This is a genomic window from Serratia sp. root2 (assembly GCF_031931805.1).
Taxonomy (GTDB): domain Bacteria; phylum Pseudomonadota; class Gammaproteobacteria; order Enterobacterales; family Enterobacteriaceae; genus Serratia; species Serratia inhibens.
In genome coordinates this window covers 200,486-214,883 of record NZ_JAUJXB010000001.1, presented here as the reverse complement: position 1 = coordinate 214,883, position 14,398 = coordinate 200,486, and the positions used below count along the sequence as shown (strand labels likewise).

Annotated in this window: 6 protein-coding genes; 1 reads left to right on the top strand and 5 read right to left on the bottom strand. The window is 59.7% G+C overall.

Annotated elements, in window-relative coordinates; translation table 11 throughout:
• Positions 1-9 precede the first annotated feature (9 nt).
• The 3 genes from menH to menF form a co-directional block, all read right to left on the bottom strand.
• Positions 10-780, bottom strand: a complete 771-nt coding sequence (menH, locus tag QZQ97_RS01010) for a 2-succinyl-6-hydroxy-2,4-cyclohexadiene-1-carboxylate synthase (RefSeq protein WP_311991853.1) — start codon at positions 778-780, stop codon at positions 10-12.
• Entirely contained in the window at positions 777-2,450 is a 1,674-nt protein-coding gene (gene menD, locus QZQ97_RS01005; RefSeq protein WP_311991852.1) for a 2-succinyl-5-enolpyruvyl-6-hydroxy-3-cyclohexene-1-carboxylic-acid synthase, read from the bottom strand. The genes menH and menD overlap by 4 nt, the downstream gene beginning before the upstream one ends.
• A 252-nt stretch (positions 2,451-2,702) precedes the next feature.
• Complete coding sequence (gene menF / locus QZQ97_RS01000) at positions 2,703-3,995, bottom strand: isochorismate synthase MenF (RefSeq protein WP_311991851.1); 1,293 nt, start codon at positions 3,993-3,995, stop codon at positions 2,703-2,705.
• 287 nt (positions 3,996-4,282) lie between these two features.
• Between menF and QZQ97_RS00995 the strand changes: the two genes are divergently transcribed.
• Positions 4,283-12,925 (top strand): GH36-type glycosyl hydrolase domain-containing protein, encoded by an 8,643-nt coding sequence (locus tag QZQ97_RS00995; RefSeq protein ID WP_311991850.1) that lies wholly within the window; start codon positions 4,283-4,285, stop codon positions 12,923-12,925.
• A gap of 43 nt (positions 12,926-12,968) precedes the next feature.
• On the opposite strand, the gene elaB is transcribed toward QZQ97_RS00995, so the two are convergent.
• Positions 12,969-13,280, bottom strand: a complete 312-nt coding sequence (elaB, locus tag QZQ97_RS00990) for a stress response protein ElaB (protein WP_311991849.1) — start codon at positions 13,278-13,280, stop codon at positions 12,969-12,971.
• An 86-nt stretch (positions 13,281-13,366) separates the two neighbouring features.
• A complete protein-coding gene (gene idnD, locus QZQ97_RS00985) occupies positions 13,367-14,398 on the bottom strand; it encodes an L-idonate 5-dehydrogenase (protein WP_311993853.1) in 1,032 nt (343 codons plus the stop codon).

The window sequence follows — 14,398 nt, the reverse complement described above, 5'->3', positions numbered from 1 at the left end:
TCGGTTCCTTTAACCAGGGTTAACGAGAAAGGACTGCAGCTCGGCGACGAAATCCTGCGGGTTAGCCAGGTGCGCATTGTGTCCGGCCTGCGGCACGGTGCGTAACGGCAACCCGGCGTCGCGCGCCAGTCGTTGAAACTTGGGGTCATTTTCGCCGCACAGCACCATCAGCGGCACGGTCAATTGCTGCAACTGCGGTGCCAGATAAGGCTGTTGCCCCAATGAAGTGGCTTGCAGCATGTCAGCCACCGCCGGGCCGCTGTTGTCGGACCGGGCGGTGATCAGCGCATCGCGATGTACGCCGCTGAGTTCGGTAAATACCGGCTGTTGATACCAGTCCGCCAGCACCTCGGCAATCGGCTGATGGCGGAACCGTTCCGCCCAGGCGGCATCCTGCGCACGGCGATGGCTGCGCAGCTCTTCGCTGTCCAGCCCCGGATTGCCGCCCTCGACAATCACTCCCAGCAAGCCGTCGGTTTGACCATGACAGGCGTGATACATGGCGATGCGCCCGCCCAGCGAATAGCCCACCAGCCAATAGCGTTCGATGTTATGCATCTGCAAAGTGGCGCTGATTTGCGCGCTGATATCGTCAAAACCGCGGCACGCCACGGCAACCGAATCGCCGTGGCCGGGCAGATCAATGGCCAGAGACGGCCATTGCGGACAGTGCGCGGCGATGACTCGCCACTCATTATTGTTACCCAGCAGGCCGTGCAACCAAATCAGCCAAGGGCGATCCGGTTCGCCTCGTTGTAAAATACGTGTCGCCAGCATCATTGCACCGCCATTTGTTGCACCAGGTGCCGTAACGTCTCGGCACCGTCGCTCGGCGGCACCTGCAGCTCAATCAAGGTAGCGCCACCCTGACGCCAGCCTTGTTCGACCGCCTGCCTCAGTTGCCCCCAGTTTTCCGGCCGCGCATAGTTCAGTTGGAACATCGCTGCGGCATGGCTGAAATCCACGTCCTGCGGCATGCAGTAGAAACGCTGACGATCTTCTTGCGGCGTCGGCAACAGCGAAAAAATCTGGCCGCCGTTGTTATTCACCACAATCAGCACCGTGGGCGCAGAACACTGCCGCAGCAGCGCCAGCGCATTCAGATCGTAGAGCGCGGAGAGATCCCCCACCACCGCCAGCGTCGGTTTGGCCGTTGCCCGTTGTACGCCTGCTGCGGTAGAGATAAGGCCGTCGATACCGCTGGCGCCGCGATTGCTGAAGACCGGATAACCGGCCGGCAATCGGGTCAAGGCGTCAATCAACCGCACGACCAGGCTATTGCCGAGGAACAGTTGACCATTTTCCGCCAGCAGCTCCGGCAGGCGGTGCGCCAGTTGCGCCTCGCCAAAGCGGTTCACCAGATAGCCGGAGACGCTGTCCAGAGCCTGATCCGCCAGTGGCGCCAGCTCTTCGGTCCAGGGGGAGCGGGGCTGCGCAGGATGCAGTTCGAGCCATTGCGCCACGCCGGAGCGGATGCGGCGGCCACGGTGATGCGCCGGGTCGAGCCGGCCCGACAACTCATCGATGAGCCAATATTCCTGCGGCCGGCACTGCTCCTGCCATTGCAACAGGCGTTTGCCGGTCAGGCTGCTGCCAAATTGCACCACCAGTTGCGCGTCTTGCAGGATGCGCTGCGCCTGAGGCTGAGCCAGCCATAAATCGGCACAGGGCAGTGGTTGGCCGGTCTGAGACAGCACGTCGCCAATCAGTGGCCAGCCAAGCGTAGCGGCCCATTGCGCCAACTGCTCACCCTCTTGCGCGCTCATGCGCCCTGCCACCACCACGCCGCGTTTTTGCCGCCAGGAGAACCAATCCGGTTGTTTCAGCACCGCATGGGGATCCATTTCCCGCAGCCAGGGCTGGCTGTCTTGCCACCAGTCGCCGAGCGCCGCCGACCAGTCGTCATAGTGTTGTTCATCGCCACCGTACAACGGTTCGGCAAACGGGCAGTTGATGTGTAAAGCGCCGTGCTGCAAGCGCGCCATGGCGCTGTCGACGGTGGATGCCAGCCAACTGGCGGGAATATCCGGCGTCGGGCGCGGCAGTTCGATGCTCATCGTCGGATGGCTGGAATAAAGGCCAGTTTGGCGGATCGCCTGATTGGCACCGCAGTCGATCAGCTCTGGCGGCCGATCGGCGGTAAGGAACACCAACCGTTCACCGGTCAGCCCGGCTTCAATCAGCGAGGGATAGAGATTGGCGGCGGCGGTGCCGGAGGTGACGATCACCGCCACCGGCTCCCGCGACGCCTTCGCCAGGCCAAGCGCCAGATGGCCCAGCCCGCGTTCATCAAAATGGGTATGGCAGACAAAAGACCTGTTAGCCGCCGCAGCCAGTGTCAACGGCGTAGAGCGCGATCCCGGAGCGATACAAACATGCCGCACTCCGTGGCGAGCCAGCGCTTCCAACAACAACGCCGCCCATCGGCGATTAAAAACACTTGTCGACATAATTCGCTCACAAGTCGGTTAACAGAATCATCCTTCGGCACCGGCTATTTAGCGGCATGCCAAAAATTATGTTCTGTATTATATGAGTAGTTATCTCCACGACTTTTGCGCCAGCGCAAAAACGCCGCATATCCCTGTAACTTTATGGCGGACAATTCCTTGATTTAGCGCACAAAACAAACATGCGGATCACAAGCGCTTTACATTCTCCGCGTTTGTCGCCCAACAACACCATGCAATGAACAGGGACATTCAGCTCAGGTGGCCGGACTGCAACAAGGTCAACAGCCCGGCGGCCTTGTTTTCGACTTCCTGCCACTCTTCAGCGACATCGGAACCGGCCACGATACCGGCACCGGCGTAGAGCCTTACCCCTTCCCCTTCTAACTGCGCGCAACGTAGCGCAACGCAAAACTCACTGAGGGAAGAGGAAAGATAGCCGGCCGAACCCGCGTACCAGCCGCGGGAGAAAGGTTCATGTTGCAGGATAAACTCGCGCGCCGCCTGACGAGGCAACCCGGCAACCGCCGCCGTCGGTTGCAGCCGCTGCAAGCAATCGGCGTCGTCGCTGCGATTGAGCTGCCCTTCAATACGGCGCCGCAAATGCTGCACCTTACGTAAACGCACCACTTCCGGCGGCAGCACGTCCAGCGAACCGGCGCCCCCTTGCAGACGCTGGCAGATATCGTCCACCACCAGCAGGTTCTCATGCTGGTTTTTAGCGTCGCCCTGCAACCACTGCGCCAACGCCTGCGCGCGCTGTTGATCGGGATGATTGGCCACGGTGCCCGCCAGCGCTTCGGTCAGCAGTTGCAGGCCATTTCGCCGGTACAGCCTTTCCGGACTGGAACCGAGAAATGCGGAATGTGCATCAAATCTCAGCATAAAGTGGTAGCATCGGTGATTCACCCTACGGCTGGCGTCCATCATCGCCGGTGCGGACAGCGGGCCATCCAGCGTCAGCAACGTGCTGCGCGCCAACACCACCTTCTCCATCTGTTGCCGATCGATCGCTTTCAGCGCCTCGTGCAGCATGATTTCCCATCCGGCACGTGCCGGTTGATGCTGCACCTTGTTCACTTCAGCCTTTATGGGCGCGATTGGCCGCGCAGCCACCACCTTTTCCAACCAGCGGTCAGCTGCGTCCGCATCGTCGCGCAGCGAGCTTTCGGAAAACAGATTAAGCGTTAACTGAGCTTCACCTTCGCGGCTCAGAATTTCCAGACGTGGCAAGAATAAATACGCGATGCCGTCAAAGGCGTTCAACCCCCATATGCGCGCGCTCTGATGCGCCCTGATAAACGCCTGAGCCTGTTCAGGCTGCGTAAACAGGCGCAGCGCGCCACAGGCCGCCGCCTCTTCGTGACCGTCGCGATGGTGCCAGTAAAACTGCGGGAATACCGGCTGCGCCGCCAGCCACTCCAGTAAGGTGGCGGCCAGCGATGCAGGCACGGGAAGTGAAAACTGGCGGAAACCGCCCCCAACCGAAATAGGGGATTCAAGCTGCCGGCGCAATCGCCTCAGCAATCCCGAAAGTTGTTGCACAGCCACCTCAATAACCAAACGTAATGTAGGGAATTATACGGCAAATCAAGGTTGAACGGCGGAAAAATAGCGGTGTGAAGTCAAGGTTCACGCTCAAAAAATGTTTATTAAATCTAAACAATTAGTTCAAAAAACGTCCGACCGGGCATTATGCGACTATACTGAGAAAGCATGTTCCTGCCTGCAGCGAACCCACGTCAGATCTGCCCGGCGTTAAAAACAGGATGTTCACGATCTCCCAGCGGTTTCACCGGCTGTCCTTTGGGTCAGATGTAAGGAGCTTTTGTGTGAAAGAAATACTAATCAATTGGTTAAAAAAACAACGTAAAACTGCAAAAATAAGGACGTTGCCGTTACGGCGTAATAAAAACGCCCCTGAGACCAACGGCAACGCCATCAAGGCAGAACTGTTTTCTGTCGACCAAATGGAACGCTATGGCCAGCGCCTGGCACGCTCGCACAAATTGGCGACGCGCAAGACCCCCTACTTTTTGCTGAAGCGGCTGGACGAAAACGAACGCATTCTGGCGGAAAGCTGCCACCAGTTGAGCAACGGCAAAAAATCCAGCATGACCCCGGCCGGCGAATGGTTGCTCGATAACTACTATCTGATCGAAGAACAAATCCGCGTCGTGCGCCATCATCTGCCAAAAACCTTCGGCCGCGGCCTGCCGCAGCTGGCAGCGCCGCATAATTGCCCGCGAATCTATGACGTGGCCGCCGAGGCCATTGCGCACGGCGACGGCCACTGGGACGCCGAAAGCCTCACGCGGTATATCGCCGCCTATCAAAAAGAAGCCAATCTGACGCTGGGCGAACTCTGGGCGTTGCCCGGCATGCTGCGTCTGGCACTGATCGAAAATCTGCGGCGCGTCAGCGTTGAGGTCGCGCAGGCGCAAAGCGAGCGTAATCTGGCCGACAGTTGGGTGACCAAAATGCTGGAATCGGCAGAAAACGATCCGGCCAACCTGATCGTGGTCATTGCCGACATGGCGCGCTCCAATCCTCCTCGCTCCAGCGCTTTTGTCGCCGAGTTGGTCCGTCGCCTGCAAGGCCACGGCACCATGCTGGCGCTACCGCTGACCTGGGTAGAGCAGCGGCTGGCGGAAGTCAGCCTGACGTCGGATGAGCTGATCCACCGTTTTAACCAGCAGCTGGCCGTCAGCCAACTGTCGGTCAGCAACAGTATTTCCGGCCTGCGCCAGCTCAGTGAAATGGACTGGGCCGAGTTTGTCGAAACCATGAGCCAGGTCGATCAGACCCTGCGCGACGATCCGGCCGGGGTTTATCCGTTGATGCACTTCGACACACGCGACAACTACCGCCATGTGATCGAAATGCTGGCGCGTCACTGCTCGCGCAATGAGGTTCAGGTCGCCCAGCACGTGCTGAATATGGCACGGGTGGCAGCCGAAGATCCGTCCAGCGATCCGCGCCGCAACCACGTTGGCTACTATCTGATTGACGATGGTCGGCCGGAGCTGGAACAGCAGCTGGAGGTTCGGCTCGGCCGCATTACCCGGTTGCGCCATGCGTTAAATCAGGCACCGCTACTTTCCTGGCTAGGCAGCCTGAGCCTGATCACCACCGCCATCTGTGCGGAATTGCTGCGCCATGCCTACAGCACCGGCATCAGTTGGGGGCTGGCGCTGCTGTTCTTCCCGATGGCGGCGGTAGTCAGCCAGTTCGTGCTCAACCTGCTTAGCGAGGTCACCACCCGCAGCCGCACGCCGCAACCCCTGCCGAGGCTCGATTTCTCCTGCGGCATTCCCGCCGAGTTCCGTACCCTGGTGGTGATACCGACGTTGATCGGCAGCAAAAGTGGCGTCGATAAGCTGATCAACGCGCTTGAGGTCTGTTATCTGGGCAACGCGATGAAACATCTGCACTTTGCCCTGCTCACCGACTTCGACGATGCACCGCAAAAGCAGCAAGCGGACGATGCCCATCTGCTGGCCTATGCCTGCCAGCAGATGGAAGCGCTTAACGGCCGCTATCCCTGCGAAGGCCCCAGCCACTTTTTCCTGTTTCACCGCGATCGCGAGTGGAATGAAAAACAGGGCGTCTGGATGGGGCTGGAGCGCAAGCGCGGCAAGCTGAATGCGCTGAACGACTGGCTGCGTAACCGTGGCAACGCCTTCTGCACCCAGGTTGGCGCCGGCCTGGAAGTGCTGAAAAACGTGAAATACGTTATCACCCTCGACAGCGATACCGTATTGCCGCGCGAAAGCGCCCACCAGTTGATCGCCGCGATGGCGCACCCGCTTAACCAACCGCAGTACGACGCACGTCAACAGCGGGTGGTGGAAGGCTACGCCATCTTGCAACCGCGCATGGCGGAGGAAATACCGACTTACGGACAGGGCCGCTACGCGGCACTGTGCAGTAGCACGCCGGGCAACGATCCCTACACGTTGATGGCCTCGGACATTTACCAGGATCTGTTTGGCGAAGGATCCTTTATCGGCAAAGGCATCTACGATGTCGACGTGTTCTCGCACAGCCTCAAGGGCACCTGCCCGCCGAATCTGGTGCTGAGCCACGATCTGCTGGAAGGCTGCTACGCCCGCTCCGGCCTGCTGAGCGACGTGTTGTTGTACGAACAGTATCCCAGCAATTATCTGGTGGACGTGGCGCGCCGTACGCGCTGGATCCGCGGCGACTGGCAACTGCTCAATTGGTTGTTGCCACGAGTAAAAACCGAAGACGGCACCCGCACCGCCAACCCGTTGAGCACCCTGTCGCGCTGGAAGCTGTTCGATAACCTGCGCCGCAGTCTGACGTCGCCCAGCCTGCTGTTGCTGCTGTTTTGCGGTTTCGTCTGGCTGCCGAACACCCGTTACTGGCTGGCGGTCTTCACCATCATTCTGCTATTGCCTACCCTGCTGGCGCTGTTGCAGGACGTTGTGCGCAAACCGCCGCGCAGGCCCTTCCTGCAGCATCTGCGACTGGCGATGAACGGTTCGCTGCATCGGCTGGCTCAGGTCGGCCTGCGGCTGGCGACGCTGCCGCATGAAGCGCTGTATAGCCTCAAAGCGATCGCCATTACCCTTTGGCGACTGCTGATCAGCAAACGCAACCTGCAAGAGTGGACCAGCTACGCGCAATCCAGCGCCCGTCAGCAGGTTACTCTGAAAAACTTTTATCGGGCGATGTGGATCAACCCGGTAGCCGGCTTGGCGTTGCTGCTGTTTAGCTTCCTGCACAACCCGATGGCGCTGTTTATCACGCTGCCCTTCGCCACCCTGTGGTGCCTGGCCCCGTTCCTGCTGTGTTATCTCAGCCACCAACCGCAGCGCAGTAAAACCGCGCTCGACGATGAACAGCGCCGCTTCCTGCGCCACACCAGCCGCCAAACCTGGGACTTCTTCAATACCTTCGTTAATCAGCAGGAAAACTGGCTACCGCCGGATAACTATCAGGAGATACCGGAGCCGGTAGTGGCGCACCGCACTTCACCGACCAATATCGGGCTGTCGTTGCTGGCTAACCTCACCGCCTATGATTTCGGCTACCTGACGCTCAGTGAGGCGCTGCGGCGTATTGAACTGACGCTTAACACGCTGGACCGCATGGAACACTATCGCGGGCACCTGTACAACTGGTACGACACCCGTACTTTGGAGCCGCTGAACCCGCGCTATATCTCCAGCGTGGACAGCGGTAACCTGGCCGGCCACCTGCTGACGCTCAGCGCCGGTCTGCCCGCGCTGGCCCATCAACCGGTCATCAGCCCGCAATTAGTGCTGGCCGGGCTTGGGGACAGCCTGCAACTGCTGGAACAGCACTGGGGAGACGCCGCCCACAAAAATCTGCCGAAGCTGCGAAATCATTTTGAACAGGCGTTAAACAGTCACCCCGCCGCTTTGCAGGCCGAGCTGAACGCCATGCGCAACTACAGCAACGGGTTGCAGGAACCGGCGCTGAATCACGACGAAGAAGCCAAACGCTGGGCTGGCGCGCTGCATCAGCAGCTCAACGAACTCTGCGCGGAATGGGCGCTGTGGTTCGGCTGGCTGAGCGACGATGTACCCGAGTTGACACAAGTGCCCAGCCTGCACTGGCTGGCCAATCCACCGTCCCGGTTGACGCTGCCCGCAGAGCAGCAAAGCCAGCTTGACGCCGCCAGCGCATTGGCGCAGGAACGGCTGGCGCAGTTGTACAGTCTGCAACAGCGCCTGGAAAAAATGGCGCAGATGGACTTCAACTTCCTGTATGACGAGTCGACCCATTTCCTGGCCGTCGGTTTTAACTGCGATCAGAATCGAATGGACAGCAGCAAATACGATCTGCTGGCATCGGAAATCCGCCTGACCAACTACGTTGCCATCGCCACCAATCAGGTGCCTCAGCGCAGTTGGTTTGCGCTCGGCAGACTGTTTACCGTGATCGAAAATGAGCCGGCACTGATGTCGTGGAGCGGCTCGATGTTTGAATACCTGATGCCGCAGTTGGTGATGCCGGCCTACCCCGACTCCCTGCTGGTGCAAATGTGCCGCGCAGCGGTGGAACGGCAAATCGCCTGGGGCAAGGAGCGCGGCGTGCCCTGGGGCATATCCGAATCCGGCTATTTCGGCTTCGATGCCGATCAAAACTACCAGTATCACGCCTTTGGCGTACCGGGGCTGGGCCTGCGTCGCGGGCTGGGTGACGATATGGTGGTCGCGCCTTACGCTACGGTGATGGCATTGATTGTCGATCCGGATGCCGCTTGCAGCAACCTCGTCGCCCTGGAAAAGAATGGCGCCAAAGGCCGTTACGGTTTTTACGAGGCGCTGGATTACACCACCGCACGCCTCAGCCGTGGTCAGCTGTACGTGATTATCCGCTCCTATATGGCGCACCATCAGGGCATGAGCTTCCTTGCCCTGTCCCATCTGCTGCTGGATGCCCCCATGGTGTCGCGCTTCGCCGATTATCCTGCGTTCCAGTCGACGCGCTTGCTGCTGCAAGAACGGGTACCGGATGCGGTTGAGCTGTACAGCACCCGTCGTCACTTCGAAACCCATGAGGGCACCATTACCCCGGCCAGCTTCATTGCGCGTGAGTTCAACCGGGTGGATTCGCCGATCCCGGAAGTGCAGTTACTGTCGAACGCCAACTACCACCTGATGCTAACCCAGGCCGGCGGCAGCTACAGCCGCTGGCAAAACCTGGCCCTGACCCGCTGGCGCGAAGACGCCACCTGCGACAATTGGGGCGCCTTCTGTTACCTGCGCGATCCGCAAACCGGTGAGGTATGGAGCAACACCTGGCAACCGATCGGCGGCGCCGCCAAGGGGTATAGTGCGGTGTTCAACGATGCAGGCGCAGAATATCAGCGCCGCCAGGGCTCGCTGTCGGTCAAAACGCAGGTTGTAGTGTCACCGGAGGACGATATCGAACTGCGGCGCATCACCCTGCTGAACCGCAGTAAACAACCGCGCACCATTGAAATCACCAGCTATGCGGAAGTGGTGCTGGCGCCGGCCGGCAACGATCTGGCTCACCCGGCGTTCAGCAATTTGTTCGTTCAGACCGAACTGTTGCCGGATCAGGACGCCATTTTGTGTCACCGCCGCCCGCGCGAACCAAAAGAGAAATGCCCGTGGCTGTTGCATATGATGACGGTACAGGGCCGATCCAGCCAGACCTCGTTCGAAACCGACCGCGCCAAATTTATCGGCCGTGGCCGGACCCCGGCCAACCCGCAGGCGTTGTATCAAAATACGCCGTTGTCCAACAGCGCCGGGCCGGTCATCGATCCGATTATCTCTATCCGCCAGCGTGTGGTGCTGGAGCCCAACGTGCCATTGACGCTGGATATTTTCTACGGTGTTTGCGAAGACCGCGTCAGCAGCCTGGCCATGCTGGAAAAATACCGCGATCGCCATCTGGCGGACCGCGTGTTTGAACTGGCCTGGTCGCACAGCCAGGTGGTGTTGCGCCAGTTGAACGCCAATGAGGAAGATGCCAATCTATTCAACCGCCTGGCGAGTGCAGTCGTGTTCCCTGCACAGGAAATGCGCGCCGCCAGCAGCGAAATCATCCAGAATCGCCGCGGACAGTCGGGGCTATGGGGACATTCAATCTCCGGCGATCTGCCGATCGTGCTGTTGACGGTGACCGATGGCGAGAACATCGGGCTGGTGCAGCAGTTGATTCAGGCGCACAACTACTGGCGGCTGAAAGGGCTGCAGGTGGATCTGGTGATCCTTAACGAGGACGCTGGAGGCTACCGCCAGGAGTTGCAAAACCAGATAATGGGCCTGATCGCCGCCGGTATGGAGTCAACCCAAACCGATAAACCGGGCGGCATTTTTGTGCGCACCAGCGAGCATATGTCACCGGAAGATCACCGTCTGCTGCTCAGCGTGGCGCGTATCTACCTCGATGACCGACGCGGCGGATTAAATGAACAGCTGAACCAACGCCTGCAACTGCCGCAGATCCTGCAGCAGCCGCTGTCGCCGGTTACCGCCTCGTCGAAACTGGCGACGATAGACAATCTGCCGCGTAACCTGCATTCGCCGCAGTTGCCCGCCATCGACGCATTGCAGTTCTATAACGGCCTCGGCGGCTTCTCGGAGGATGGCCGTGAATATGTGATCGCCATGAACGAAAGCAAAATCACCCCTGCGCCCTGGTCAAACGTCATTGCCAACCCGATGTTCGGCTCGGTCGTTTCGGAAAGCGGCCAGGCGTACACCTGGTACGAAAACGCCCACGAATACCGCCTTACGCCTTGGGAAAACGATCCCATCTGCGACCGCAGCGGCGAAGCCTTCTATTTGCGTGACGAAGAAAGCGGCCACTTCTGGTCGCCGACGCCGCTGCCCGCCCGGGGACGCGGCCACTATCTGACGCGCCACGGCTTCGGTTACAGCGTGTTCGATCATCGCGAAAGCGGCATCGACAGCCAGTTCACCGTATTGGTCGCCAAAGAGGCGCCGGTGAAACTGTTCCTGTTGACGTTGACCAATACCTCCGGACGCACGCGCAAACTGTCGGCTACCGGTTATGTGGAGTTTATCCTCGGCGATCTGCGGCAAAAAACGGCCATGCACATCGTCACGCAGGCGGCAGCGCCCGAAAGCGGGTGCGGCGTCCTGGCCACCAACCACTACGGTGGCAGCGGCTCGGAACGCACCGCCTTCTTCGGCGTCTCCGGCGCGCATTGTTCAGTCAGCGGCGACCGGCGCGAATTCATTGGCCGCAACGGCTCGCTGGCCAGCCCGGCAGTGCTGAAGCTGCGGCGACTGTCCGACAAGGTGGGTGCCGGCATGGACCCTTGCGGCGCGGTACAGTCGGCGATCAGCCTGATCGATGGCGATCAGCGCAGCTTCGTGTTCGCCCTCGGCCTGGGGCAAAATGCCGATGAGGCCGAAGCGTTGCTGCAAAAATACCTGCAAGAAAAGAACCTGCAGGAGGAGTTGCAACAGGTGGCGGCGCATTGGGACGGTATTCTCAACAAAGTGCAGATAAGTACCCCGCAACCGGCGGTCGATCTGCTGGCCAATGGCTGGCTGCTGTACCAGACCCTCTCCTGCCGCATTCAGGCACGCAGCGGCTACTACCAATCCGGTGGCGCCTTTGGCTTCCGCGATCAACTGCAGGATACGCTGGCGCTGACCCACGCCGCGCCTGAACGGCTGCGCCAACAGATCCTGCTGTGCGCATCGCGCCAGTTTGTCGAAGGCGATGTGCAGCACTGGTGGCATCCGCCGCAGGGAAATGGCGTTCGCACGCTCTGTTCGGATGATTATCTGTGGTTACCGTTGGCGATTTGCCACTACCTGGACGCCACCGACGATAAAACCATTCTGGAAGAACAGGTAGGTTATCTGGAGGCGCGCAAGCTGGCGCCGGGCGAGGAATCGTCCTACGAACAGCCGGCGCAGAGCGCGACGCAAGAAACCTTGTATCAGCACGGCGTGCGCGCGTTGAAACACGGGCTGAACTTCGGCGAGCATGGACTGCCGCTGATGGGCGCCGGAGACTGGAACGACGGCATGAACATGGTCGGCCTGGAGGGGCGCGGCGAAAGCGTGTGGTTGGGTTTCTTCCTGTTCCACATTCTGCAGCGTTATGGCAAGTTGGCGACCGCTCGCGGCGACACGGAACTGGCGACGCTATGCCGCCAACAGGCCGCCACCCTGCGCGACAATCTGCGTGACCACGCCTGGGACGGCGAATGGTATCGCCGGGGTTACTTTGACAGCGGGGAGCCACTGGGCTCCCATGAGTCGGCGGAGTGTCGCATCGATGCCATCGCCCAAAGCTGGTCGGTGCTGTCCGGTGCCGGGGATAAACCGCGCAGCCTGCAGGCGATGCAATCGCTGGATAAACACCTGGTCGACAATCAGGCCGGCCTGATCAAACTGCTGACGCCGCCGTTCGACGGCAACGGCCCTAACCCGGGCTATATTCGCGGCTATCTGCCTGGCGTGCGCGAGAACGGGGGCCAATATACCCACGGAGCGGTCTGGGCGGTGATGGCCTTCGCCGAAATGGGCAATATCGAACGTGCCTGGGAACTGATGGCGCTGATTAATCCAATCAACCACAGCCTGGACAGCACCGCCGCCGAACGTTACAAGGTCGAGCCTTACGTCGTCACCGCCGATATCTACGCGGTGGCGCCGCATGTTGGCCGTGGCGGCTGGAGTTGGTATACCGGCTCCGCCGGCTGGATGTACCGGTTAATCGTCGAATCCTTGCTGGGGCTGAAACGCCACGGCGATCGGCTGACCATCAACACCCGGCTGCCGGCAGACTGGCCGCAGGTGACGCTTAACTACCGCGAAGGCGGCAGCGAGTATCGGTTGACGATCCGTCAGGGTCAGGGCGAGGCGCGGGTCACTGTGGACGGTGAACAACAGCCGGAGACGGCGATAACGCTGGTTGACGATGGGAAGATCCATCAGGTGGAAGTCATGCTGGGGCAGTAAATATCGGGGCGCGGCGGTTGCCGCGCCCAATCTCAACAGGCCGTTATTTGCGCGCCAGCAACAAGCCCAGCACCAAACCGACCGTGGCGCCAATGCCTACGCTGTGCCAAGGTTTTTCGCGCACGTAGCCGTCGGTGCGACAAACGACATCCTTGGCCCGTGCATAGTAGGACTCGGTAGTGTCGGCCAGCCGCGACTTAACCTCGCTCAAGGCTTGTTCCGCATTGGCCTTGATATCGATATAGGCCTGATCGGCGCGATCGCCGGAGTATTTCAACACTTCTTCCAGCGTGTCGCTCAGCATTCTCAGATCGTCATCCAGCGTGGTTTGATCCGCATCCGTATTTCTCGCCATGTTAAATTCTCCGTGGTTAAAAAATTAAACGGTTCTTAACTATAGACAAGGATCGCCGGTCCACGCCATCAGACTATTGGCTAAAATCAGAACACCAATTGCACCTTGGCAGCCTGGCTCTTGTCACCGGCAAACTCCAGCGCCTGCGCCAGTTGCCGGTTATCGAACTCGGCGGAAAGCAGCGGTAGAGGATCGACGGTCCCTTCGGCCAGCCAGGCCACCGCCAACGAGAACTCCTCAACAAAACGAAACGATCCCAGCAGGTTCAACTCTTTGGCAATCAACAGCATCAGCGGGAAATCAGGGAAACTGCCGCCCATACCCACCTGTACCACTGTCCCTTTGGCGCGAGTAATTTCCAGACAACGCTGTAAAGACGACGGATGGCCGGAAACCTCAAAGGCTATATCAAAATAACCTTTGTCCTGCAGATAACCGCTGAAATCGTCGTCGGCGGCATGCAAACGTACGTCGGCCCCCATTTCCCCGGCAATATCCAGGCAGCGCGCGCTGAGATCGGCGCAGACAACTTCAGCGGCCCCCAGCGCCTTCAGCGCCGCAACCAATAAGCAGCCTATCGGGCCGACACCGGACACGAACACCTTTTTCCCTTCGACCTCACCAGGTTGCTTCGCGGCGTGGATCGCCACCGCCAAGGGTTCGGCAAACACCATCACCTTTTCATCGCGATCGGCGGCGAACGCAACGCACTGCACGCTATCGACCACCTTGTATTGGGTGAAAGCACCGTCAACATGCGGGAAATACATTGCGCTGCCGAAAAAACGCATTTGGGTACATTGGTTTTGCTGGTTCGCCAGACAATACTTGCACTGCCCGCATGGCTTGCTGGGGTTTAGCGCCACCTTCTGGCCCGGTGTCAGCAGAGCCGAATCGCTGGCCACCACTTCGCCGATCACCTCATGGCCAAGCACCATCGGCTGACGCACCTGAAAGCTGCCGACCTTACCTTCCTGGTAATAATGCAGATCTGAACCGCAAATACCGCCACGGGTGATTTTCACCAGCGTGCCGTTTCCCTGATATTCCACTTCCTGCTCCACCACCGCCACGTCATATTTGCCGTTGACCACACAGGACCGCGTTTGAATTTTCAT

Bases quoted from the DNA above. Each gene is read 5' to 3' on its own strand.
- menH (WP_311991853.1), bottom strand. From the start codon at position 780: ATGATGCTGGCGACACGTATTTTACAACGAGGCGAACCGGATCGCCCT.
- menD (WP_311991852.1), bottom strand. From the start codon at position 2,450: ATGTCGACAAGTGTTTTTAATCGCCGATGGGCGGCGTTGTTGTTGGAA.
- elaB (WP_311991849.1), bottom strand. From the start codon at position 13,280: ATGGCGAGAAATACGGATGCGGATCAAACCACGCTGGATGACGATCTG.
- idnD (WP_311993853.1), bottom strand. From the start codon at position 14,398: ATGAAAATTCAAACGCGGTCCTGTGTGGTCAACGGCAAATATGACGTG.